At 63.9% G+C, this 22,368-nt stretch carries 28 protein-coding genes and 1 other RNA gene; 6 read left to right on the top strand and 23 right to left on the bottom strand.

Annotated features, from left to right (window positions below):
• Positions 1-69 precede the first annotated feature (69 nt).
• Positions 70-1,290, bottom strand: coding sequence for a toxic anion resistance protein (locus B9N93_RS06105; RefSeq protein ID WP_085211842.1), 1,221 nt, complete (start codon positions 1,288-1,290; stop codon positions 70-72).
• A 395-nt stretch (positions 1,291-1,685) separates the two neighbouring features.
• On the opposite strand from B9N93_RS06105, the gene B9N93_RS06100 reads away from it, so the two are divergent.
• From B9N93_RS06100 to ssrA, 3 genes are all read left to right on the top strand, one after another.
• Complete coding sequence (locus B9N93_RS06100; RefSeq protein ID WP_125468864.1) at positions 1,686-2,390, top strand: hypothetical protein; 705 nt, start codon at positions 1,686-1,688, stop codon at positions 2,388-2,390.
• Between the two features lie 18 nt (positions 2,391-2,408).
• A complete protein-coding gene (locus tag B9N93_RS06095) occupies positions 2,409-2,846 on the top strand; it encodes a DUF4124 domain-containing protein (protein WP_085211839.1) in 438 nt (145 codons plus the stop codon).
• A gap of 109 nt (positions 2,847-2,955) precedes the next feature.
• Positions 2,956-3,312, top strand: a transfer-messenger RNA (tmRNA) gene (ssrA, locus tag B9N93_RS06090).
• Positions 3,313-3,780: 468 nt separating this feature from the next.
• On the opposite strand, the gene B9N93_RS06085 is transcribed toward ssrA, so the two are convergent.
• On the bottom strand, positions 3,781-4,656 hold the full coding sequence (locus B9N93_RS06085) for a hypothetical protein (RefSeq protein WP_125468863.1): 876 nt from the start codon (positions 4,654-4,656) through the stop codon (positions 3,781-3,783).
• The gene (locus B9N93_RS06080) at positions 4,641-5,342 is read right to left on the bottom strand and encodes a hypothetical protein (protein ID WP_085211835.1); all 702 of its coding nucleotides are present in this window, start codon (positions 5,340-5,342) and stop codon (positions 4,641-4,643) included. The genes B9N93_RS06085 and B9N93_RS06080 overlap by 16 nt, the downstream gene beginning before the upstream one ends.
• A gap of 46 nt (positions 5,343-5,388) precedes the next feature.
• Here B9N93_RS06080 and B9N93_RS06075 point away from each other — a divergent pair, with 46 nt between their 5' ends.
• The 3 genes from B9N93_RS06075 to B9N93_RS06065 all read left to right on the top strand — a co-directional run bounded on the left by B9N93_RS06075 (position 5,389) and on the right by B9N93_RS06065 (position 6,989).
• Positions 5,389-5,886 (top strand): WYL domain-containing protein, encoded by a 498-nt coding sequence (locus B9N93_RS06075; protein WP_085211833.1) that lies wholly within the window; start codon positions 5,389-5,391, stop codon positions 5,884-5,886.
• A gap of 222 nt (positions 5,887-6,108) precedes the next feature.
• Positions 6,109-6,651, top strand: coding sequence for a hypothetical protein (locus B9N93_RS06070; RefSeq protein WP_085211831.1), 543 nt, complete (start codon positions 6,109-6,111; stop codon positions 6,649-6,651).
• Between the two features lie 2 nt (positions 6,652-6,653).
• On the top strand, positions 6,654-6,989 hold the full coding sequence (locus tag B9N93_RS06065; RefSeq protein ID WP_085211829.1) for a hypothetical protein: 336 nt from the start codon (positions 6,654-6,656) through the stop codon (positions 6,987-6,989).
• Between the two features lie 54 nt (positions 6,990-7,043).
• Here B9N93_RS06065 and B9N93_RS06060 read toward each other — a convergent pair whose 3' ends face one another.
• From B9N93_RS06060 to B9N93_RS05970, 20 genes are all read right to left on the bottom strand, one after another.
• A complete protein-coding gene (locus B9N93_RS06060) occupies positions 7,044-7,604 on the bottom strand; it encodes a baseplate complex protein (RefSeq protein ID WP_085211827.1) in 561 nt (186 codons plus the stop codon).
• Positions 7,591-8,322 carry a hypothetical protein gene (locus tag B9N93_RS06055; RefSeq protein ID WP_085211825.1) on the bottom strand — a complete coding sequence of 244 codons (732 nt, stop codon included), beginning with the start codon at positions 8,320-8,322 and terminating at the stop codon, positions 7,591-7,593. The genes B9N93_RS06060 and B9N93_RS06055 overlap by 14 nt, the downstream gene beginning before the upstream one ends.
• The gene (locus B9N93_RS06050) at positions 8,322-9,830 is read right to left on the bottom strand and encodes a phage tail-collar fiber domain-containing protein (protein WP_085211823.1); all 1,509 of its coding nucleotides are present in this window, start codon (positions 9,828-9,830) and stop codon (positions 8,322-8,324) included. Before B9N93_RS06050 ends, B9N93_RS06055 begins: the two co-directional genes overlap by 1 nt.
• Before the next feature lie 9 nt (positions 9,831-9,839).
• The gene (locus tag B9N93_RS06045) at positions 9,840-10,367 is read right to left on the bottom strand and encodes a hypothetical protein (RefSeq protein WP_085211821.1); all 528 of its coding nucleotides are present in this window, start codon (positions 10,365-10,367) and stop codon (positions 9,840-9,842) included.
• The gene (locus tag B9N93_RS06040) at positions 10,364-11,545 is read right to left on the bottom strand and encodes a baseplate J/gp47 family protein (RefSeq protein WP_085211819.1); all 1,182 of its coding nucleotides are present in this window, start codon (positions 11,543-11,545) and stop codon (positions 10,364-10,366) included. Before B9N93_RS06040 ends, B9N93_RS06045 begins: the two co-directional genes overlap by 4 nt.
• Positions 11,542-11,961, bottom strand: coding sequence for a DUF2590 family protein (locus tag B9N93_RS06035; RefSeq protein ID WP_085211817.1), 420 nt, complete (start codon positions 11,959-11,961; stop codon positions 11,542-11,544). Before B9N93_RS06035 ends, B9N93_RS06040 begins: the two co-directional genes overlap by 4 nt.
• A gap of 698 nt (positions 11,962-12,659) precedes the next feature.
• The gene (locus B9N93_RS06030; protein ID WP_085211815.1) at positions 12,660-13,979 is read right to left on the bottom strand and encodes a hypothetical protein; all 1,320 of its coding nucleotides are present in this window, start codon (positions 13,977-13,979) and stop codon (positions 12,660-12,662) included.
• 18 nt (positions 13,980-13,997) lie between these two features.
• Positions 13,998-16,799 carry a phage tail tape measure protein gene (locus tag B9N93_RS06025; protein ID WP_085211813.1) on the bottom strand — a complete coding sequence of 934 codons (2,802 nt, stop codon included), beginning with the start codon at positions 16,797-16,799 and terminating at the stop codon, positions 13,998-14,000.
• 3 nt (positions 16,800-16,802) lie between these two features.
• On the bottom strand, positions 16,803-17,255 hold the full coding sequence (locus B9N93_RS06020) for a lysozyme (RefSeq protein WP_176225151.1): 453 nt from the start codon (positions 17,253-17,255) through the stop codon (positions 16,803-16,805).
• Entirely contained in the window at positions 17,252-17,737 is a 486-nt protein-coding gene (locus B9N93_RS06015) for a lysozyme (protein ID WP_085211809.1), read from the bottom strand. Before B9N93_RS06015 ends, B9N93_RS06020 begins: the two co-directional genes overlap by 4 nt.
• A gap of 1 nt (position 17,738) precedes the next feature.
• Positions 17,739-17,885: a DUF6890 family protein gene (locus B9N93_RS25350; RefSeq protein ID WP_176225150.1), complete on the bottom strand. Its 147-nt coding sequence runs from the start codon at positions 17,883-17,885 to the stop codon at positions 17,739-17,741.
• A 20-nt stretch (positions 17,886-17,905) separates the two neighbouring features.
• Positions 17,906-18,199: a putative phage tail assembly chaperone gene (locus B9N93_RS06010; RefSeq protein ID WP_085211807.1), complete on the bottom strand. Its 294-nt coding sequence runs from the start codon at positions 18,197-18,199 to the stop codon at positions 17,906-17,908.
• Between the two features lie 9 nt (positions 18,200-18,208).
• The gene (locus tag B9N93_RS06005) at positions 18,209-18,502 is read right to left on the bottom strand and encodes a hypothetical protein (protein ID WP_085211805.1); all 294 of its coding nucleotides are present in this window, start codon (positions 18,500-18,502) and stop codon (positions 18,209-18,211) included.
• Between the two features lies 1 nt (position 18,503).
• A complete protein-coding gene (locus B9N93_RS06000) occupies positions 18,504-18,797 on the bottom strand; it encodes a hypothetical protein (RefSeq protein ID WP_085211803.1) in 294 nt (97 codons plus the stop codon).
• Between the two features lie 2 nt (positions 18,798-18,799).
• The gene (locus B9N93_RS05995; protein WP_085211800.1) at positions 18,800-19,246 is read right to left on the bottom strand and encodes a phage protein; all 447 of its coding nucleotides are present in this window, start codon (positions 19,244-19,246) and stop codon (positions 18,800-18,802) included.
• Positions 19,243-19,437, bottom strand: a complete 195-nt coding sequence (locus B9N93_RS05990; RefSeq protein ID WP_085211798.1) for a hypothetical protein — start codon at positions 19,435-19,437, stop codon at positions 19,243-19,245. The genes B9N93_RS05995 and B9N93_RS05990 overlap by 4 nt, the downstream gene beginning before the upstream one ends.
• Positions 19,438-19,451: 14 nt before the next feature.
• A complete protein-coding gene (locus B9N93_RS05985) occupies positions 19,452-20,582 on the bottom strand; it encodes a DUF2586 domain-containing protein (RefSeq protein ID WP_085211796.1) in 1,131 nt (376 codons plus the stop codon).
• A 34-nt stretch (positions 20,583-20,616) separates the two neighbouring features.
• Positions 20,617-21,318 carry a hypothetical protein gene (locus tag B9N93_RS05980; RefSeq protein WP_085211794.1) on the bottom strand — a complete coding sequence of 234 codons (702 nt, stop codon included), beginning with the start codon at positions 21,316-21,318 and terminating at the stop codon, positions 20,617-20,619.
• The gene (locus B9N93_RS05975) at positions 21,318-21,770 is read right to left on the bottom strand and encodes a phage tail protein (protein ID WP_085211792.1); all 453 of its coding nucleotides are present in this window, start codon (positions 21,768-21,770) and stop codon (positions 21,318-21,320) included. The genes B9N93_RS05980 and B9N93_RS05975 overlap by 1 nt, the downstream gene beginning before the upstream one ends.
• Complete coding sequence (locus tag B9N93_RS05970) at positions 21,767-22,303, bottom strand: head completion/stabilization protein (RefSeq protein ID WP_085211790.1); 537 nt, start codon at positions 22,301-22,303, stop codon at positions 21,767-21,769. Before B9N93_RS05970 ends, B9N93_RS05975 begins: the two co-directional genes overlap by 4 nt.
• Positions 22,304-22,368: the final 65 nt, after the last annotated feature.

Raw genomic sequence — 22,368 nt, 5'->3', positions numbered from 1 at the left:
GTGCGCGGCCCCGCAGCAGAACCCTGGAACCATCGCGCCAAGCACCCGCCCGGCCCGGAATCCGCGGCTTCACAGCCGGATTTCATCGCCCGAGGCCGTGGTGAGGGTGGCGCTGACCTGGCGCACGGTTTCCTGGCGGGTGCGGTCCAGGTAGGACTTGGATTTCTCGACCTCCGCGCCCAGCACGTCCACGGTCTTCTGCATGTTCTCCAGCGCCTTGACCTTGTAGCTGGACACCATGTCCATGGTGTCGTAGATGTTCTGGAACGCCAGCTTGAGCTTGTCGAGGCTGACGGCGGCGCTGCTGGCCTGTTCGTGGACCCGGCCCGCCTGCTGCTTGAGCAGGGCCGAGGTGGACTCGATCATGCCGCTGGTGGTGGCGTTCAAAGCGCCGATCTGGTCCAGCACCAGCTTTTGATTCGCCAGCGCCTGGGCCACGATCACCGCCGTCCTCAAGGCGGAAATGGTGGTGGTGGTGGCGCGGTCCACGCCCTTGATGAGTTCCAGATTGTTCTTGCGGATCATGTCCATCGCCAGATAGCCCTGGATGGTGACCGCCAACTGAGTCAGCAAATCCTGCACCTTCTGCCGCACGTAGAACAACAATTCCTCCTTGACCACGCGGGCCTTCTCCGGGTCTTGGCCCTCGATCTCGGCGAGCTTGGCGCTGATGGCGGCGTCGATCTTCTTGCCTACATAGACGTATTGTTCCAGCCGCTCCATGATCCGCCAGGCATTGGCCTTCTCCTCCTCGACGGCGGCGTTGTCCTTACGCAACTCGTCCTGGCCGTGGTAGAGCGATTCCAGGATGGCGTTGAGATGGGTCTGGGCCGATTGGTACTGGCGGAAATAATCCTGGACCTTGGTGCCCATCGGGATGAAACCCAACAGCTTCCTAGGCTCCAGCAAATTGCCCTGCTTCACCGGGTCCAGCGCCTCGATCCGCACCCGCAAATCCAACAAAGACTTGGAAATCGCCGAACCCTCGTCGAACAGGCCGGTATTCATGGCCTGCATCGGCTTGTCCAACAGGCGGTTGGAAATCCCGGCGGCGGCGCGGATTTCGTCGTTGGCGAGGGTGTGGACCCCGGAAATCTTGGCCTTGAAGGCTTCGCTCTGGACCTGCTCGTTCAGGATGATATTGACGAAGTCCTCGACCTTCTTGTCCAGCTCCTGGAACTTGGCCGGTTCCAGCTTGACCATGCCGGCCGCCTGTTCCTTCTCCACCGGGGCGACGGCGGCGGGCGGGGTCAAGGTTTCCGGCGGGGTCAGTTCGATGGTGGCGCTCATCGCGATACTCCTGTTGCTATTGCTACTATTACGATTGGAAATGCCGGGTCCGGTGCCTTGGGCCTCCCGGCCTGGGCGGCAAAGCTTTCCACGTCGCGGCCCCCGAGTCCACCGCCCGGCGCGGATCCCCCACCCCCAGCCGCCGGGCGATCCGCCGCGAATACCTCCCGGCTCCCAGGGGATACCGCTAGAATAAGGTTATTGAATGCCCTGTATCCTCCCTTGGATATACTCCGCACCGCGCCCAGGGGAATCCCGCCATCGACGATGGAATGGATGGGCGTCCGCACCGCGCCGAACCCCATGCCCGGACCGGCAGAATTGAACCGGGGCGCCTGGGAAACCCAGCGCCCCACACGACCGCAATCCCCGCCCCGTCCACCACCGGCACCGCCATGACCGACCAGAACGCACCCGACACCTCCGAGATGGACCCCCTCATCGCCCAACCGGCCCCCGCCCCGCCCGCAATCCCCCGCCCCCCGGTCCACAGCGGGAGCCGCCGCCGCATCAGGACGCGGGAGCGCATCCGCTACAGCCGCCCGCGCTCGCTCTGGATCGGCACGCTCCTGTTCTTCATCGGCATCGAATCGGCGGTGCTGCTCGCCATCCACGCCAGCTTCAACGTGGAAAAAACCGAGCAGCAAACCTTGAACGCCACCCTCAAGCATGGCGACAAGGAAATCAAGGACCTCAACGCCCAAGTGGTCGAAATGACCGGACTCATCGCCCAGCAAGTCCACGCCCGCCTGCCTGGGCTGCGCCCTTTGGTGTTCGACCGGGTCATCCCCATCGACACGGGCCGGGTCAAGAACATCATGTTCACCCAATCCGGCATCGGCGACGAACAAGCCACCGAATACCGGGTCGTGCTGTACAACCCCGGTAGCGCCACCACCCGCGCCCCCATGGAAATCATGCTATTCAACCAAGCCGGCGTGCAGAGCGGCCGGGCCGATGTCGGCGGCAACGAACTCGGTCCCGCCCCCATCGTCCTCGACCCCGGCGAAATCCGCTCCTATTCGGACAAGATCACGCTCGAAACCGGGCAAAACGCCCCGTTCTATTTCATGCTCCGGGAACGCCCGGCAGGCAAGTAGCTTTTCCCGGAGGATGGCATGAAAGCGGCGCTGCGCTTCCTGTTCGTCATGGTCCCCGCGCTGGCCGGGGCCGACACCATCTATAAATGCGAGGACAACGGCAAGGCGGTGTTCACCGCCACACCGACCGGGCCATCGTGCCAGCCCATGGGACTCAAGGTGATCGAAGCCGACCCCAAGGAAGCCGCCCGCCTCCGCCGGGAAACCGAGCTTTGGAACGAGCAGCGCAGGGAAATGGTCCAGGACAGCCTCGCCCGCGAGGCCAAAGCTACGCAACAACGGCGCAAGGCGGAGTTGGACGCGGTGAAAACCAACCCCCGCCGTTCAACCAAGGGCGGCCAGTGGCAATCCGGCCTGGGCGCGGACCCCGGCCCGGAGAAAGCGACCGTGCCCATCGCGCCGGACACGGCGTCCAGCGGTTCCGGCACGAACCGGGGATCGGCGGGAGGGCGCTAAATCCGGCTCCCAAGCGAACCCCCGAACCGCCCGGCGCGATCCGGGCCGATGGCGCGGCGGACGCTTGCCATAAACTTTTCCCCCGCTATACTGTCCGATCTTCCGAACCGGGGGTGACTTGGCTTCGACGTGGATTACAAACCCTGAGGTGCATGCCGAGGTGCGGATTACCTCGTAAAACAATTCGCAATCTTATAGTTGCCAACGACGACAACTACGCCCTAGCTGCTTAAGCAGCTAGCCTCTGACCAGGGTTTGCTTACGGACGCTGGCTTTCAGGGGTAACACAATCATAAGCTCGCGAAGAGGCACGTCCGGGGCCGAATCGCTAAAACCCACGGAATCGCCGCTCTCCCGCCCTGCCGTTCGGGTGATGCGCGGTTAAAAATCAATAGAGTCGGATAAGCATGTAGAGCCAATGGCGGAGGATTTGCGGACGCGGGTTCAATTCCCGCCACCTCCACCAATTAAGTCATTGATCTAAAAGCCGTTTGCGCCTGCCGACGCTATAAAGTGGAGGCGGCGCGGCGGCGATCATCAACAAATCCCCTCCAAATCCATCAATCCCCACCCGGTGCGCCGTGTTGCTCCGCCCTTGCTGAGCGCGGGACACGGCTGACTCCATGCCGCAACCCCAACCGCAATGCACCAAAAAAGCGCAAAAACCGGGCAGGTGGGGAGGAGTGCGCGGCCGGCCCCCGCTTGGCTTATCCCGCGCCGCCAGCCCCACCCCGCGCCCTTTCCGATGGGCACGAAAAAGCCCGCCGGCTTCCGCCAGCGGGCCTTTCCCGCCGCCGATTCCATCGCGGCCTAGGGAGTCCCGTTAAAACTGCAACCTATCGCCAAGAAACCGCTGATTCCCTTGTGGGATCAGCGGGTTGTCCGCCGCCGCTTTGTGCAATATCGGCGCGATATCGTGCGATCCATATTGCAGTCACGCCTTGATCCCGTCCACCCTACCCTTGTAGCCGTCCACATCCCCGCCCACGCCCGCAATGTCCCCGCCCTGGTCGCACGGCCCCGTGCTGGGGTGCGTGTGCGCGGCCAGGATCGTGCAAAGCTGCTTCACCGCGCCCATCAATAGGCTGACCAGTTCCAGCAGGTTCTCGCTTTCGCTGCCCACCCACACCGCCGGGGCGCGAATCTTCGCCGCGCCCTTGCTTGACAAGTTGGCATCGCCCACCGCCCCAAGGTCCAGCCGCCCGCCGCTCAACGCCTGTAGCGCCCCCATAGCCCGCAGCCGGTAGAGTCCGCCCACCTCGTGCAGCTCGTCCGCGTCCACGGCGCGGCTGGCCTGGGTGAATTGTTCCAACACCTCCAATGCCTCGATCACCCGCTCCACGCTGTGATCGGTGATCCGCCCATTGGTCCGGCGCTCGTGGTTGCCCTGGGCGTCGATCCGGTCGAAGCTCTCGGCGCTGTGCTGGCGGCGCTGTTCACCGGGTTCGAGGTCCGGCAAGCCCAGGCCATCGGCCAAGATGGCACGGATCATCGGCTTATCGGGCGAACCGTAGGCGAATCCCATTTCCACCTTGGTCCCCGGTTCCGGCAGGGCGAACTGCCCGCGCTCGTGTCCGCCAGTCGGGATCGGCACAGGCACGTCGCGCAGGATGGGAATAGCCGTGTCCGGGTTGCCGTGAGCGTCCAGCACTTGGAGATCGACCGCGAGCCGGGGCCGGTACGGGTCGGCGATATCGCCCGAGGCCGAACCCTCCCGGATGCCCACCACCTCGGCGTGCTTGGGCAAGTGCAACCCGCCCGAGAGTTCGGGGAACTGCCGTTCCACCATCCGCCTTATCGCGTCGTCCATGTGACCACCATGTGGTTGCCCTGGAATTCGAGGCGCTTGATCCGGTTGCCGTTAAGGCTGGCTCCGGGCCGCAGCGCCGGAACCGCCGCGATCCGGGCGCTATCGCTGGCGAGGTGTTCGTGGAACAGGTCGTCCGGCGCGTCCACCTCGCGCCCGGCGTAGCGGCTATCGGCCCACGTCCCCACGTAGACCACGCCCCCGCCCTGTTGTTGCCAAAAATAATCGTCCACCTGGAACGCCGCGCCGATGTGGTCCAGGGCGTTGTAGCCGCTCCCGATGTTGTAGAAGTTGGGGATGCGCCGCCTGGAATAGTCGGCGGCGGGGATGCTGAAGGATAGGCCGGTGGCGTCGGCGATGGCGTTGCATACGTCCGGGATCGCGCAATGGCGCAGCGCCAGGGGCAGAGGCAAGCGCAGCGCCCCGGCCAATTCGCGGCAAAACAGGCGCTGCCGGGTATAGTCCACCGGCGTGATACTCTCGACATACCCCAGGAATAACCGTTGCCAATCGTCCGAACTGGCCCAGGCCAGATCGAAGGCCACCGGCGCGAGTTCCGCCACCGGCCCGCCCCCGTCCACGGCCACCATGAATTCGGCCCGGCCCGGTGAATTCAGGTCCAAGATCACCCGGTCCTCGATCACCGGATAGAGCGTGCCGCCGATGTTCAATCGCCGTTCCAGCTTCATCGAACCCGCCTAAACTTCAAATTTTGAATCACCATGGGTTGACAATATGACTGAGCAACAAGAGCCTTTTGACTTCGACGCATGGCAGCGCTCGTTAAGGCCGGTTTGGACAGGGTATCCCAAATCCGTCGAATTCACCTACAAGGACCGGGACGGCAAAAAAGAACGCCGAAAGGTCAATGTTTCCAAAGTCCTGGTATCCGACCGTATGAATGTCTACCTGTATGGATATTGCCAAGCCCGTCAGGACTATCGGACGTTCGCCATTCACCGGATAGAGTCCAAAATCCGCCACGATAAAAAGTATTACTACCCATTGGAGTTCCAAGAACTCTTAGGCGTTACCGATGCGGACATTGAAAACGCCTGGGGTGGATGGATAGATTCTGATGGCACTTTCATTCCGTTCAAGGACTCGGCACGGGAAGCTTCACCAGCCCCCACCGAAGGGTGGAAGGCCGCCGATTCCAAATCCGGTTGCCTGGGCATGGCGGCGCTCTTGCTCCTGCCCTTCGTCCTCGTTATCCTGTGGGCCGGAGCTTGACACCTCCACTTGGCGGAAGCGCCACCCGATAGACTTGGCTTTTTTTGTGTTCCTCGCTTTCAGCTTGCAAGTGCCGCTTGCAAGCCGCTTGCCGTGGCCGTAGAGTTCTCGCGGCTGTGGTGTTCCCGGAAATACCCAATACCGGGAGCCTGCCCAAGTCAGGTGTCAAGCGCCACAGTCGCCCCCATCGGGGCGGTTCTTGACAAACACTTGGAGTTCATCATGTCCACCTCTACCGAAATCACGCCCTTCTCCTGGGGCGATGTCTCCCTCTCCGAAGTCGTCCACGTCAACGGCATCCCCCACGCCACCAAAACCGCCATCGGCGAATGGCTGGAATATGCCGATCCACGCGACGGCGTGAACAAGGTTTTGGAGCGCAACCCCTACATCGAAGAGTTCTCAACCGCCGTCAAGTTGACGGCGGTTGACGGCAAATTGCGCGACACCACGGTCTACCATCCGATGGGCCTTTTGCTCGTCGTGATGGAATCCGGCCAGCCCAAAGCCCAGGCCGCGAAGGTCGCCATCGCCGCCTTCGTCTGGCACTTCTGCGGCGGTTCGCGGCCATCCCTCCGGGACGCCGTGTCCCTCCGCGCCCACCTCCTGAAAGCCCTCGCCGCCCTGCAAAGCTGCAAGTGCGCCTTCTCGCAGCGCCTCCTGCTCGACCAAATCCGCGAGGTCTGCCGCGAACTCGGCCAGCCCGTCCCGGACGTGGCCCTGATCGGCAAAGACCCCAAGCAAACCGCCTTGGAGGGGTTCTGACCATGGCCGTGCTTCCATTCCACAGCCATCCCGTGCGGCGGCTCGCCACCGTGTCCGAGCGCCTGGAAACCCTGCGCGGGACCGACCATCAACTGTTTAAGGTCGCGGAATTCGACGAACAGCTTGACGCCCTGCGCGACATCCTGGCTGGACTCCAAACCCTCGACGAAATATATGAGGAACTCGGTAGGGCCGATGGTGCCATGGACATGCTCTTGCGCTTGCTGCTCGCATCAAGTAGCGAACCGCTGGATGGCGGCTCGCTGCAATGCCTCATGGAACCCATCCATACCAAGATCAGCCGCGCCCATCAGCGGTTGATCGACGAAATCATCTAGCCTCTCTTCTCCCGCGCAAGGATGCGCGGCCTTCCCTCGTTCTTCGCCCCGTTTTTATTTCACCCTGTCATCCAACCACTTCAAGACTTTTTCAACCCCGCTCAGGGGTTCCGCGCTGTTGGCGGTCGCCCCGGAAGCCGCCGCGCCGGTCCCGCCGCTCGTGCCGCCCGCCACCGTGCCAGTGGCGGTTTGACTGGATACCTTCCGCGCCGCCGCCTTCGGGTTGCGTTCCTCCACCTTCTCGGGCGTGCTTCGGTATTCGGCCAGGGTGAAAGACACCTCCCACGCCCTGAGCCGGTCCGCTTCCTTCACGTCCAAGTTGCCATCGAACTTCACTTGCTTGATGCCCATGGCCTGGGCCGTCCGGTTCTGAACCGCGAACATGCGCCGCTCCTGATTGCCGTCCTTGCCCTCGGCCAGGGCGATCAAGTCCGATAGCCACGTGGCATCCTGGTAGCGGATTTGCAGGCTGACAGACAAGCTCTTGCCCTTGTCGCCGGTCTCGGCCTTCGGGGTGGCGGAACTATTGCCGCTCATGTCCTCCGAGGCCAGCGGCAACGCCGCCGACACCCTCAGTCCATGGCCCTGGATTTTCTTGCCATCAAGCCACAGCATCGAGAATCCCCGCCAAAACCGCCAGCTCGCCCGGCCGGCCCAGGAACACCGACACGGTGGACAGCGTATGCTCGTGGCCCGGCACGCCCGCCCTGAGCGCCGCCGCGTAGTCCGCCTCGGCATAGCAACGCCAACACCCGGCAGGCTCGCCGGACAGCCCGGCGGTGGCCCCGGCCAGGGCATCGCCCACCTGGGCCAGGAATTCATCCTTCGCCGCCGCCAGTTCGTCCAGCGCGGCCAGGGGATCGCCCAGGGCGTCCGCCGCCGCTTGGCTGGCCTGCATCAACGCCGCCCGCTTGATCGCGGCCAGCGACGGCAAGCCCCCGGTCAACACCGTGCCCAGCCCCGGCGGCAAAGGCGCGGGCAGGTTCCACTTGTCGGTTTCCAGGTTGATGAGGCTCGCCACCCGCCGCGCCGCCTTGCCGAACATCGGCAGGGGAAAGCCCGCGGCCAAATCCCCGAGTCCACGCGACAGGTCCGGCAGGCTGGCGGCCGCCACGCCAATGGCCAGGACCGCGCCGCCATAGTCGGCGGGCAGGCGCTGGACCGCCGCCCGTACCGCGTTGGGAAAGGACAGGTAGCGGTAAGCGCCGCTCCCCTCGCCCACGCCGTATTGCCATGGGTCCACCTGAATCAGCCCGAGCGCCGCCGGAATCCCGGCCAGGATGGCCGAGGCATCACCGCCAGGGGCGCGGATGGCGAGCGGTGCCCAGGCCATCAGGCGGTCCTGATGGCGAGTTGGCCGGACCCCGCGCCATCTATGCAGCCCAGGGATACCCATGTGCCGGTCGGCGTGGCCCAGTTGTTGTCGCCGTTAATGTTCCACAGAATAAATCTGTGGTCGCCGCTCGAATCCAACACGGTGCCCGGCGCATAACCAGCACTCAAACCATAGATCGCGCCCAGCGCGATGCTACCCACCCGCAAATCCGCCGCCCTCGGCACCACATCGGCGCTATCCGCATAGGTCCGCCAGGCCGTCCAGACGCCGCCGGTCAAATAACGGCTATAGAGCCGCCCGCCGTGTGATTCCTGGGCTTGCTGATACACCACCCCCGCTACTTCCCGCCATACCTTCACCAACCCATAATCGGACGGCGCATGGGTGCAATCCGAGTTGTAGTAGTAATCGCCGGGCGTAACCAGGGCATCCATATCGCCAGAAAACGGCATGGTATCCCGCAGGTCGCTACCCAAATGGGTAATGGCATTGCGCCGCCCCGTCCCTACATTGTCCCAATGTGCCGACGCTTGGCCTGAGGTTTGTAGCTGTGTTTTGGTGTAGTAGCGGTCATCGTGGTTGTGTCCGGTGTCCGACTTGCCCGCGAGGGCCGTATCCACTTCCGCCTCGGTGTAGTAGCGGTCATCGTGGTTGTGCCCGGTGTTCGACTTGCCCGCGAGGGCCGTATCCACTTCCGCCTCGGTGTAGTAGCGGTCATCGTGGTTGTGCCCGGTGTCCGACTTGCCCGCGAGGGCCGTGTCCACTTCCGCCTCGGTGTAGTAGCGGTCATCGTGGTTGTGCCCGGTGTTCGACTTGCCCGCGAGTTCCGCGTCCACTTCCGCCTCGGTGTAGTAGCGGTCATCGTGGTTGTGCCCGGTGTCCGACTTGCCCGCGAGGGCCGTGTCCACTTCCGCCTCGGTGTAGTAGCGGTCATCGTGGTTGTGCCCGGTGTTCGACTTGCCCGCGAGTTCCGCGTCCACTTCCTCCACGGTGTAGTAGCGGTCATCGTGGTTGTGCGGATCGGGGGGGAATGTGTCCGGCTTGCCCGCGAGCGCGGCCCAGGTGAAATCCATCTGCCACGCATCGGCGGGCACGTCCAAGTCCAGCAACGCCGCGATCCCGGAAAAAGCCAGCGCGAAATTGCGGGTCAAGTTGTTCCCGCGCACGTCCCCGTCCGTGGCGGTCTTGGTGATTGGGGCGATGTGGGATGCCGCCACCAAAACGTCATCGGCCCCGGCCAACCCCACCCAGTTGAACACGAAATCGCCGATGGTCGCGTCCAACAGCATCGAATAAACGACCTGGTTCGGCCCCGCCGACCCGCGCCGATCCCAGGCCCGTTCCAGCACGATAGCGGCGGGCGCGGGCATGGATTCGATCCGGTCGGCGGGCTCTGCGCCCAGCCCTTCGATATAGGCCAGCACGAAGCGTTCGATATTCGGGTGGGTACCGGCGACTTGATGCGCGGCAAACCAGTTTTCCCCGGCTACGGTGATAAATGCCATGGTGATTCCCTACGGTAATTCGGCGTGATCGTAATACCAGGTATGCCCGGTCTCGCCCGCCGCGATGAAAACCCCGGCGGTGTCGGTGCCCCCCAGCCGGTACCGGCGGCAGGTGCGCCCGTATTCCTGCACGATGAAGTCCAGCACGGCGCCATATTCGGATGTGATACCGTCCGGCAGAACCAGCAGGATCACGTCCCAATCCACCGGATCGACGCGCTCGCGTTGGTCCAGCAGCGGGATTCCCAGCCGGTCAAAGATGCGGAAAAACCCCGCCGTCTGGCCCGAGTCCTTGGCGTTGGCGTAGGCGTGTTTCACCCTGCGCCGGTACAGGGGCAACGGCTCGCCCCGGAACCGCACCACCCGCCGCTGATAGGCCAGCAAATCCAGCATCGGCTCGGCACAGGTCAGCGGGTCCAGTTGTCCGAGCGGCCAGCGCATCCAGCCTTCCGCCCGCGTCCACCACGACAGCGCCGCCCGCCGCAGCTTGTCGAGTTCGGGGCCGTTCAGCCAAAACGGCAACTTGAGGTCGATCATTCGGCGTCCTCCACCGTCACGTCCAGGCCGTCCAGCACTGGAATCCACAGCCCGGCCACGATGTCGGATTCCCCGAAGTCGATGCTGTGCAGGGCCGGGAATTGCTCGTGCAGCTCCTTCGCCAGTCGGCTGAAGCTGAATCGGGAATAGGGATGGGCCAGCGTAGCCTTGCCCTGATAGGCGAGGTTCGCCCGGAACGCGGTCCCGATGAAGTCCTCCACCCCAGCCCGTAGCGCCGCCTTGGCCTCGGTGGACGTGCCCGGTTCGGCCCAGGCCGTGACGGCCAGGGAATAGCCGGTCTCGGGCATCTGCGCCACGAGCAGATCGTCCCCATGGCCGTGGTTGCCATCGTCCATGATGTGGGTATTGATGGCGCTCAGGTATTCGGTGACATCGGCCCCGAACTCGAATAGCACATAGGCGTTGGCGGTGCCCGGCCCGCGCGGCGCATCGTGGACAAACCAGATCGAATCGATATCCACGCCGGGGAAACTGGCGATGATGGACTTGTAGGCCGCGTCGGTGTGATAACTGGACGCGGTGGCGAACTGGTTCCGGCATCGCGCCCTGAGCGCGTCATCCGTCTCGGCGTCCGCGCCAGGCAGGACCAGCCAGTCCGCCTCGTTGGTTACGGATACCCCGTTGATCGGGGTCGGCAGGATCGAATAGTAGCCCGCGCCCAGGTTGTAGGCCGCGCCTGGGGCGGCGGCGATCACGGGCGCGGACACGCTCAACTCCCCGGTGGGGATCGTGGCGTCGGCGGTGGTAGTGACCACGTAGGCCACGCCGTTGATTTCCGCCGTGCGGACCGTGGTCCCAGTAGCAATGGTTAGCGCCCCGCCCGCCGTGGCGCGGCTGAAAACCATCAACCCCTCGGCCCGCACGCCCGGTTTGCGGCTTAGGTTTACCGCATCGGCCAGCAATTCCAGGAACGTCCCGGACGCATAGGCCAGGAACGCATTCGGCAGCACGGTATCGGCCACCAGCTTCACCAGCCACAGCACAGGCTGGGTGATGAGCGCCGTCACGGTCCGCCAGAACGGCGAATAAGCCGGGAGGTTGGAAATCGGCGAATCCACCGCCGTTAGCTCGGTCCGCCATTGCGTCTCAAGATCGGCTTGGGTGGTGGGAATCCCCGCATCCCGCAATACCTGCCAGAAATCGACATTCACACTCATAACAGCCCCGGCAATATGCTGGCCGGAAACCCGAACTTCCCGTAATCCACGGTATCCCCCAGGATAAAGAATGTCTGGGTATCAGACCGCTCGACCGTGATCGTGCCCGGCACTAAACGGATATCCTCTTCGATCAACAAAACCAGCCGGTCCAGTAGCGCTTTGACCTTCACCCCGTCCCGCTCCGCGATGCAGCGCCATAGCAGGCCGCTTTCCCGGATCATGTGCTTCACGTCCTGCACCACACTGTCCTTATTCGCTAATAGGATAGGCTCGAAATCCGGGCCTATATCCAGGTCATTATTAGTAATACGCCAATCGATATACAGCCCAGGATTCCCCAGATAGGGCTGTGCCGAAGGGCCGGGCTGGCCGTCGCTCTCGTGTTCGTTGATGGCGAGGTCGTTTATGATCATAACTACTTACCTATAGCCGGGTATCCGCGTGGCGATGCGCTTACTTGTGATGCGGAATTAAAATACCCATTAAAACTATACGACCCGCTTCCTATTCCCGATACCGCTGGATAGTATGGTCCATTATTGCTTAGTGATAATGCGGCCTGAAACACCATAGACCCCAATGCCAACTTATAAAAATAGATCGTTCTGGTTGAATAATCAAAGTCGATGCCGACTCTAATATTATCGCCCCACGACGTTCCGTCCGGCCCACCGGAGCTTGAGTTGTCGATATACCAGTAACCCGCCTTGGTATGACCACCGCCATAAGTGCCTTTACCCAGTGCCGCCGCCAGCGTATGCGTTGCGCTTATCGCCCCACACAACCACGCATACTGAGCGCCCCCCCACGAATTATTAGCCATCATTTCCCAGTAACATGATTGGGTAATATATGATGTGGCGCGAACAGCTATTCCGGTGCCCGCAGAGGATAGCGGCGTAGCGGTTAGATTGCCGTTGCTAAGAGACATGCTGGCATGGGCATCCAATGGATTCCAGGTGACGACAGGGCGCGTATCTGGAGCGCCGCCCCCCATCAACATCGAGTGCATCAACCCATCGCACCGTCCGCGCCGGGACTGGGCGGCAATATCCGAGTCCGGGACTAATATTCCACCCCGGCTTTTTCGATTGAATCGTGAAAAATCCATTTAAACCACCCGGCCTTTTAGGGTAAAAATCGGATAATCCAGGGTGGCATCGGTGGTGCTTTGCCCGACTGGCAATATGGTATCCCCCACAGCCAGCGTCACATCGGCTGCCAAGGCAAACGACACCGAACTGCCGCCGCCGGTATAAGTCACAGTGCCGATCTGTATCCCATTAACATGGATAGATACCACGTAGTTTGAGGTTGGATTGGCCGATACCGGGGCACCGCTCGATCCGGTTAATCCGGCGGGCAATACAGTTGGGGTGACAACACGGAATGCGTTGAATTTCTGGTCTGCGCCCGGCTTACCCATGTAGCCAAATGCCATGTCGTAGGTGGTGATATTGACGGGAAGGTCCGCAACGGCGATGGCCGCCACCGAAGGCGTGCCGGATGTGAATTTGAGCCAGCCCGAGCCGGATAGCGCGGCAATGGCTGATAGTAGACTGGATGCCGCCTGGAACACCCCGGTACAGGCCGCGATGGCCCGCCCCACCGTGAAATAAAGGTTGCTCGTACCCTCCGGGAGTTGGTCCGTGTTCGCCGCCCCGGTGCCGTCCGCGCTGGTCAACACCCAAGCCGAGTCGCTCACGTCCCACGAATAGATGTGCAGCGCCCCGCCGGTCCCGCTGTCCACCTGGGCATAGTCACCCGCCGCCCCCGCGGGGTAGGCCGCTTGCAGGGCGGACAACGTGGTGTACAGCCCCTTGAAACGGTCGTTATAGGCCGATGCGTCCAGCTTCAAATCCAGGGCTGTTTGCGTGGCCGTCGAAACCGGCTTGTCCAGGTCCGAGGTGTTGTCCACCTCGCCCAGACCCAGGTTGCCCCGCGCTTCCGCCGGGTCGGTGACTTCGTTCAGGTTGCGCGATCCGAGCATATCCCCGGTCCCAAACCCGCTGATATCGTCCGGCTGGACATAGCGCCCGTCCGCCTCGGTTTGGGTCAGATACACCGGGTGCGGGTTTTCCTCCGCTTTGTGCGCCGCGATGGCGGCGGCGATGGCCGTAGTGCCCGCTTCCACCTGTTGTATTTCGGCCAGGAGTTCCGCGCACACCGTAACCTTGACCGTCGTGCCCGCGCTCCACGCCCGCGTGGTTGGGGTGGACGGGTCCAGCGTCAACACGTCGCCGGTCCGACCGATCACCCGCACCCGCTGATCCCCGTTGGGCAGACCGATCCGGGTCCAAATATGTTGCCCGGTGGAGATCGTACCGAACTTGGTCCCTTCCCCGGCCCGCACCGGGAGCGAGGTCGCGCCCTGGGCCACGTCTGCGGATAAGGCGGTGGTGCAGTTATTGACGAAAATAGCCTGGGACATGCGGGATAAACCTCCTGCTTAGGGCGCGGCCATGTTGAGTTCGTGGGCGAGGCGTTGCCCGCTCATGGGCTGGCCGTAGTTGTGGACATGCACCGCGCCGATGGAGCGGCTGCTGTTGGTGTTGATGGCGGTGCTGATTTGCTTGGCGACACCACCGGGCGCACCGCCCCCTTTGGGCGCGGCCAATCCCGCCGGGGGCGGGGGCAGGGCGGCGGCGGGCGCGGCCCCGAAGCTGGGCATCGTAAACGAAGGCATCGACCACCCGGCGAACGGGTTCAAGCTGGCGATGGCTCCCACCAGGGCTTGCCATTGGGCGGAAATGCCGCCGATGAAGCCATCCCACCAGCCTGTAAGGCCGGACCACGCGCCCAGGATGCTGGCGACATAGCCGCCCATCCCGGCAGTGAAACCGTCCCACCACAGCGTGAGGCTATCCCATCCGGCGACGATATCGCCGACCCCGAACGAACCGATGGACGCCAGCCAAGTTTGGACCGCGCCCAGAATCGATCCGGTCCAACGGCCCACCGCGCCGGTCCATTCATCCCAGTACACGACCGCCGCCACCACCGCCGCGCCCAGGGCGATCACGCCCGCGACAACCCAGGTGATTGGGTTCGCCAGCAAGGCGGCGGCGAAACCCCACACGGCGGGCAGGCTGGCGAACAACGCGCCGCGCAGCAGGGCCAGCGCCCCGGACACCACGGCCATGCTGCCCTGCCAAACCGCGCCCACCGCCCCGGCAAGCCGAGCCGCCGCCTGCCATGCCAGCATCCCGGCGGCGCTCAGGCTGGTTTGCAGGGCGAAGGCGAGCATCAAGGCCCGCAGTCCCACCAACATCCCGCGCCACAGCCCGGCGGCGATGGCCGCGCCCTTGCTGGCCGCGCCCCACAGCCACATCCTGGCGGCGCTCAGGCTGGTTTGCAGGGCGAAGGCGAGCATCAAGGCCCGCAGCCCCGCGAGCATCCCGCGCCACAGCCCGGCGGCGATGGCCGCGCCCTTGCTGGCCGCACCCCACAGCCACATCCCGGCGGCGCTCAGGCTGGTTTGCAGGGCGAAGGCGAGCATCAAGGCCCGCAGTCCCACCAACATCCCGCGCCACAGCCCGGCGGCGATGGCCGCGCCTTTGCTGGCCGCGCCCCACAGCCACATCCCGGCGGCGCTCAGGCTGGTTTGCAGGGCGAAGGCGAGCATCAAGGCCCGCAGTCCCACCAACATCCCGCGCCACATCCCGGCGGCGATGGCCGCGCCTTTGCTGGCCGCGCCCCACAGCCACATCCCGGCGGCGCTCAGGCTGGTTTGCAGGGCGAAGGCGAGCATCAAGGCCCGCAGTCCCACCAACATCCCGCGCCACAGCCCGGCGGCGATGGCCGCGCCTTTGCTGGCCGCGCCCCACAGCCACATCCCGGCGGCGCTCAGGCTGGTTTGCAGGGCGAAGGCGAGCATCAAGGCCCGCAGCCCCGCGAGCATCCCGCGCCACAGCCCGCCCACGGCCAGGGCCGCGAGCCACGCCAGGCGCAGCAGCTTGAACGGCGCGATCAGCAGCCATACCGCGCCCTGTAGCAGCATCATCCCGCCTTGCAGTCCCACCAACAGGAATCGGCCCACGCCCACGGCGATGGACAGCGCGGATACGGCGGCGATCAAAGCCAGGATGCCCAGCACGCCCTTCCCGAGCGCGGCGGTGAGGTGGGGAAACAGGTAGGTCCAGCGCAGCAGGCGCTGTTCCAGGGCGGTGATCTTGTCCAGGGTGGGCGTGAGCGCCGAAACCATCTTCTGGCCCACGGCGATGCGTAGCGCGTTCGCGCCCGAAATCACCCGGTCGAACGGGTCCACCATCGCATCGGCCATGCGCTGTAGTTCGGCCAGTCCCTTTTGCTGGCCGATGTCCTTGATGTTCTTGCCGAGGCCGTCCACGTCCGTCATCAAGAGCTTAATGAGCGACACGGCATCGCCCGAGCCAAACGCTTTCTTGAGGGCGCCCGATTCGGCCACGGTGTCGATCTCGCCGTACTTGCCCTTGATCTTGTTCAGCACGTCCACCATGGGCAGCAGCCGCCCACGGGCATCGGTGAACTTCAGTCCGAGCTCCTTCTGCGCCCCGCCCACGCCGTCCAGGAACGCCCGGTACTTGGTGCCCGCCTCGGCCCCCGGCATGGTGGCTTGCAGGGTGCCCAGCACGGCGAACTGTTCGGCCATGGCGATCCCGGCGGTGGTGGCGTTCGCGCCCAGATTGGTGAATGCCTCGGACATGCCCTTGCCGTCCGTCTTGAATACGTTCACGGCCATGGCGGTTTGCGCGGCCAGCATTTCGACCCAGTTGGACCGGCCCATTTGGTCGGCGGTCTTCTGGAAAATGCCGTACATGGTGCCCACGTAGCTGGTGATATCGCCCACGTCCGCCTTGGTGCCCTTGGCGAGCAAGGCCGAGGCCGTGGTGAAGGCGGGAAGTTCGTTGCCCACGAGGCCCGCGATAGCGCCCTGAATGTCGTAGGAAGCGGACACGAATTCCGCGGCGCTTGTGCCGTACTGTGTGCTGAATTTCAGGGCGGTGATGTTGAGGCTGTCGAGGACATCTTGGGCCACGCCCAGCGATTTCACCTCGCCCAGGGCTTTGTTCATCTTGCGGGCCGGATTCACGATCTCGACCAGCGCCGCGCCGGTACCCACCAGTCCGGCCACGCCGTAGCCGATGCGTTGGTAGCCCTTTTCGGCATGGCCGGTGAGCTTGTCCAGCGCCTTCATGGCCTTTCCCGCCGGGCCGGTCATGCGGTCGATCAGGGATAGGACGAATTCGAGGCGGGAGGTTGCGGCGGCCATGGATCAACGCCCCTCGAATAGCGCCCGCTCGGCCCGTCGCCGGGCGATCAGGTATTCGCAAGCCACCAATCCATCATTGATATAAATCCCGAAGGCCCGTGCCGCGCCCGCATAATCGCCATCGTTCAAGCGCTTGGCGACTTCGCACCCGGCGAAGGATTGCTTTTGCTGGCCCAGGCTGAAGGCCAGCGACACCAACGCATCGAACTGGTGCTGATTCAGCGCCACCTTGACATACAGCCGGATGTTCTTGGCCGCGATCTCGCAATCGTCCTTCAGCAGCGCTTTAGCCTCGTTCTTGGTCAAGCGGTCGGGCACCATGTCCCCCTGTCGCTTGATGTGGCCGTAGCCGATTTCCGCGTGCCCCCACTTGCCCAGCCCCCAGGCCGACAGGAAGGTTTCCATCCGCATGATGGCGTCCAGGCCGTTCGCCGATAGCCGCATTTCCGCGTTCATGCCCCCGCCCCCTTGAACCCAGCGCGGCACAGTTCGCGCTCTTCGGCCCGGCGGCGGGTCAAGCCCGGCCATTCCACGCCCCCGGCCTTGTTCCACCGGGGGAACTCTTCGCACGCCCCGGCGATGTCACCGGCATTGAGCTTGCGCCGCAAAGTGGACTTGCAGAACGCCCCGGTCCCGATGTTGTATGTGAGGTCTAGCGCCGCGATATAGGCACCGTCCGGGATGGACTCGGGCCGGTCCAGGCATGCCACCATGCCCGCCTCGAATTCGCGCAGCCGGGAACCGAGCAGGATCCGGCATTGGTCGGCGGTCGCACGGTCGCCCATTCGGACGCCGCGAGTCTCGCCAAAACAGATCGTGGGGATACCAATGGGGTCGCGATAGGCCACGGTGCGCAGCCCTTCGTAGCCCCCGGTCAATGCCACCGCCGCCGCCAGCACGCCGCCGGTCAACCGGCTTTTCTTGAGCTTCGCCGCCATGTCATTTCCCCGAAAACGCCTTGTCGATACCCGCCGCCACCGCCGCCCGCATGTGTTCCCAGTGCCGCTGTTCCAGCCACAGCGCGGCCCCGAGCGTCTCGGGGTCCGGCTCGCGGCCTGGGAGCCAGTGCCGGGCCAGCCAAACCAACTGCCCGTAGCCGTCCGCCTCTAGGCGCTCGGCTTGGGCTTGGGCTTTTTTACCGCCACCTTGACGGTATCGGCCCCTTCTTCCACCAGCGTCCCGGCCACCTGCAAGGCCAGGATGCCCTTGATTTCGCCGCCCGAGGTCAAGGCGTTTTTGAGCGCCGCTTTTTGATCCGGGGCCACGCAGCCCATCACGAAATTGAACGCGGGGCCGATCTTGTCGGCGGGCGTGGTGTCGTTCAGGAAAGTGTTGATGGCGGTGTGGTCCACGGTGAACGCGAAGTCCACGGCGCCGATGGATAGTGTTGTCTCTGGCATGGGTATCCCCTAATTGTGTGGTTTGGAAATCGGCCCAATCCGGGCGTCCAGCTTGTCCTCGATCCGGTCCAGGCGGGCGTGAACCCCGCCGATGGACCGGGCCAAATCGTCCTTGGTCGGATAGCCCGCCGCCACCTGGGTTTCGATGGCGTGCAGCTTGGCGGTATCCTGTTCCATGCGCTCGCTCAGTTTGCCCACCATGCCCTCAAGGCCATGGATGTACAGCCCGGCCAGCGCCGCCAGCACTGTAAGCGCGGCGGTCAAGGCATCGCGCAGCGTGATGTTCTGCCCGTTCACCGCCATGTCACCCGCTCCCCTTGTTCAGCGCCGAATCCGCGCCGTAGCCGGTCAGGAAGGCCAGGGCCAGCGACTGCGGCGAACCGTCCACGGGCGTACCGTTCGCCACGAGGGCGGCGATTTCGCTGGTGATCGCCCCCAGCGAGGCGAACAGCGACAGCAGGGTGTGCCCGAAGTTCTCGCCCAGGTGGTCGAACAAGCCGTCCGGGGTTTCGCCGCGCAAGCGGCGCTTGGCCCAATGGGCGAGCGCCCCCAATCCGGCCAGGGCGTACAAAGTCAAAGCGGCCTTCCACGGGTCCATGGCTACAGCCCCTGGGTGTCGGTTTTGCGCAGGTACGGCACGCCGTTGATCCGCACGAAGTCGGGCGAGGTCACATAGAACGGCACCTTGCGCTTCACCTTTTCCGCCGCCTTCGGGTCGATGCTCACGAGGTCGGAAATCTTCAGCTTGCAGCCGAACAGTTCCAGCTTTTCCGATTGTTCCCCGAAGCTGCCCGAACACACGATGTCGAACGCGCCCAGGTCTTTCCAGGAACCGGCGGTCTGCGCCTGGTCATTCAGCTTCTTGAATTCCTTCAGGCCGAATTCCAGTTCGCCCTCGCACGACACATCCCCGTCGATATCGCCATCGGGCACGCCGTTGGTGCTGGCGAAGGTGCTGTTGTCGGTGATAGTGGCCGTCATGTTCTCCACGTTCACGGCGGTGTTGCCGATGATGATGTGGAAGTTCTTGCCGGATAGGTGGCTCATGGTTTTTCCTCTTGGGTGGGCATCGTCGCCAACAGCGCGTGAATGCCATTGATCGCCGCCGCCTTGTCGGCTTCCGGGGCTGGCATCAACCGCATTTGCACCTCCAACTGCTTTAGTTCTTGCTCGGTTTCCGCCCCGATCAAACCGATAAGCGCGGCCCTAAGCAGGGCAACTTTTTCATCTTGGCGCATGGTTCGGTTTCCTTTTAGGCCGGGGCGCTCAGGTCCAGCACGATGTAGGCGGTGATGGTTTTCGGCGACTCGAAAGGCCGCACCACCATGTAAATCCGCACCTCGGTCCGGGACACCCATTGAATGGCGATATCGCCCTCTTGCGGCGGTTCTATGTCCGCCACGAACGGGATGCCCTGGAACACGTAGGACTTGGCCATCGCGCGTAGCGGCGCGGATAGCCGGGTGGTGGCCCAGGCGATGGATTCGGGCGATGAATTGAGGCGGCGGTCCGCCACCATGGAAATGAGGATCAGCCGCACGCGCCGCGCCGCCTTGTCCACCACCCGCAGGTTTTCCACCACCTGGAAATCCCCGCCTTCCACGTCCAACATCTGCCCGTCGCTCCAATACACCCCGGCTTGATCGGCGTAGACCTGGGGCACGGTCAAGCGGGCGTTGTTGAGGGCCAGGGCATGGGCATTGCTATAGGTCACACCGTCCATATCCACCGGCAAATCCGCCGACGAACGACCGAGGATCGTGCCGGTCGCCACCCGCATCGGGCTGTCGGCGATGGACACATCGGCCCGGCACAACCGCCCGGCCAGGATGCCCAGGGCGTCCGGGAAAATCAGCGGGACGATCATGACGCGGGGCGCTACGGCATTGGTAACGATGGCGGCGGTGTCGGTGATGTAATCGCTCCAGGATTGGCCGTCCTCGGCGTCGTTGTTGATGGCGGCGGCGGCGATCATGAAAAATATGCGGCGTCCGGTGGCGGCCAGCAGCGCGTCCGCCTTGTTCTGGCTTTGCGTTAACCGATTCGCATTGCCGTTGATGACGCGGCAATCCACCACCGCTTCCACGCCCTTGGCGTAGCCCGTACCGAGATCGACCGCCGCGTCCCAATCGGTCGATTCGGCGATGGGCGCGGCGATGCACGCCCAGTTCTCGCCGCCGTTCAACTGCGCCGCCGCCACCTGGGTTTTCAGTTGGCTGGACGCGCTGCCGAGTTCGGCGTCCAGGTCGCTTTGCGCGTTCAAGAACACCAGTTCGCCGACATGCTCGGGTCCGATGCCCACGAACAAAAAATACTTTTCAATCGCCGTGACTTCGCCTTGTTGCTGGTTGGCGGCGATGACGGATACAGAGCCTAGGGCCATGGGTTCACCTCTGGTGTGTTGCTCAAGGCTCGGGCTACATGCCCTTCGCCTTGCACATTTCAAAAATCCGTTGCCGGAGTTCCTGGACGTAAGGATCAAGTTCAGGTTCTTCCGGCAGTCCCAAAAAGCTCCTGGGCGGTAACGTGGTATTCCAACTCGCCTTCCCGCCGCCACGCATCGATCTAATGATCGCGCCCGCCTGGAGCATGGAAATGTTCTGCGTGATCCAGCGCTTGCTTTGCTTTTTCCAGCCGCTTCCCTTGCGCCGGAACTTCGCGTTCAACTCGTCGGCCAGCACCTTGGCCTGTCGAGGCGTTGCCATCAGCCCCGCCTGTAGATCGTGGCGTCCGTTCCTCTGCCGCCTCGGGTCGGCCCGCTTCAGGCTGGCCGCCGTCACGGTTTGGGACGCGCCGTTTTGTTGTTGGCTGGCGATGGCGCCGGTCCGGCCATCCTTGAAACCGATCTTGGCTTCCACCCCGGACACCGCCACCACCGCCAGCCGCCCACGCAGCCCGGCCAGCATCTTGCGGCCATCCTTGCGGCGCTTGTGGCGCTTCGGATACTTCGCGCCGCCCAGGTCGGTTTGCCTGGAGATTCGCTTTTTCGCATCCATCGCCACCTTGCGGGCTACGCGACCCAGGATGCGGCGGCGCTTGGCTTCGGGCAGGGCCAACAGCCGTAGCTGTTCCCGCGCCGCCAGCTTGCCCTTCACCTCAACGCGGATTGTGGCGGGCATCAGGCGATCTCCCCGGCCTCGGCGGGCCACACGGCGGGCGTTTCGACCCGCCAGCGCTGGCCCTGGTATTCGATGGCCCCGGCTGCGTCCGGGACGATGCCCACCTCTTCGCGGAAGCGGATCGTGACGGTCAAGTCCGCGAGGTTGTTGTCCAGGATGTCCACGTCGATCTCGGGATCGGTTTCGCCCCGGTCCCGGTCCCGCTCGGGATCGTTGGCCAGCAGCCACACCATGATGTGGGAAAGCAGGATATCCACGTCGATGTTCTGGTGCGGCCAGCGCTCGAACACAAACCATGCGGTATACCAGCGCTCGAACAGGATCACGCCGCCATCGCCCCGGCTCTGGTAGCGCGGAACCAGACTCATATCCTCGGCCCAGGCGTCGATTTGCTCCGATGCCACGAGGTCCAGGGCATAGAGGAATTGGGCGAGCGCGGCCAACTTGTTCATAGCAACGCCACGTACACGCCGTGGTTGGTCTTGCCGGGGTTGCCCGGCAGCATCCGCATCTGGATTCCACCCAGGTTTTGCTGGGCTTCGTCCAGGAAGTACGCCTCGGTGTCCGGCCCCGATTTGGCTTCGTTCTCGGCGACGGGGCGGCGGTCGATGGTGGCGAACCGGCGCAAGGCTTTGGCCTTGGCGAGGTTGTACGCGGCGTTGCGGTACAGCACGGCCACCACGGGCTCCCCGTCGATCAGTTCGGGGTGGGCCTCGGCCCAGGTCACAAGGTCGCTATCGTTGATGGCCGGGTCCGCCACGAGGCGGTCATGGCCGAGGGCTATCGCCGCGGCCTTGCACTCGCGTAAGTCGCGGTTCATTTCCACCATGGCCGTCCGCAGGCATTCCAGGATCAGGGCGTCCTGATATTCCGCCGGGATGCGGTGCGCCTCTATCCAGGCCCGCACGTCCACGTCCGGCCAAAACCCATCGTTGCCGATGGTGCGGCTCAGGGTGGACGGTGGCTTGCCGGTGAGTGCGGCCATGGTGGCTCCGAATTAGGGCCGGTGCGAACGGGGGTCCGGCGAGCTGGGAAAGCTTGAAAATCCCA

The organism is Methylomagnum ishizawai, assembly GCF_900155475.1.
Taxonomy (GTDB): domain Bacteria; phylum Pseudomonadota; class Gammaproteobacteria; order Methylococcales; family Methylococcaceae; genus Methylomagnum; species Methylomagnum ishizawai_A.
This window is presented reverse-complemented; position numbering and strand designations above follow the sequence as displayed.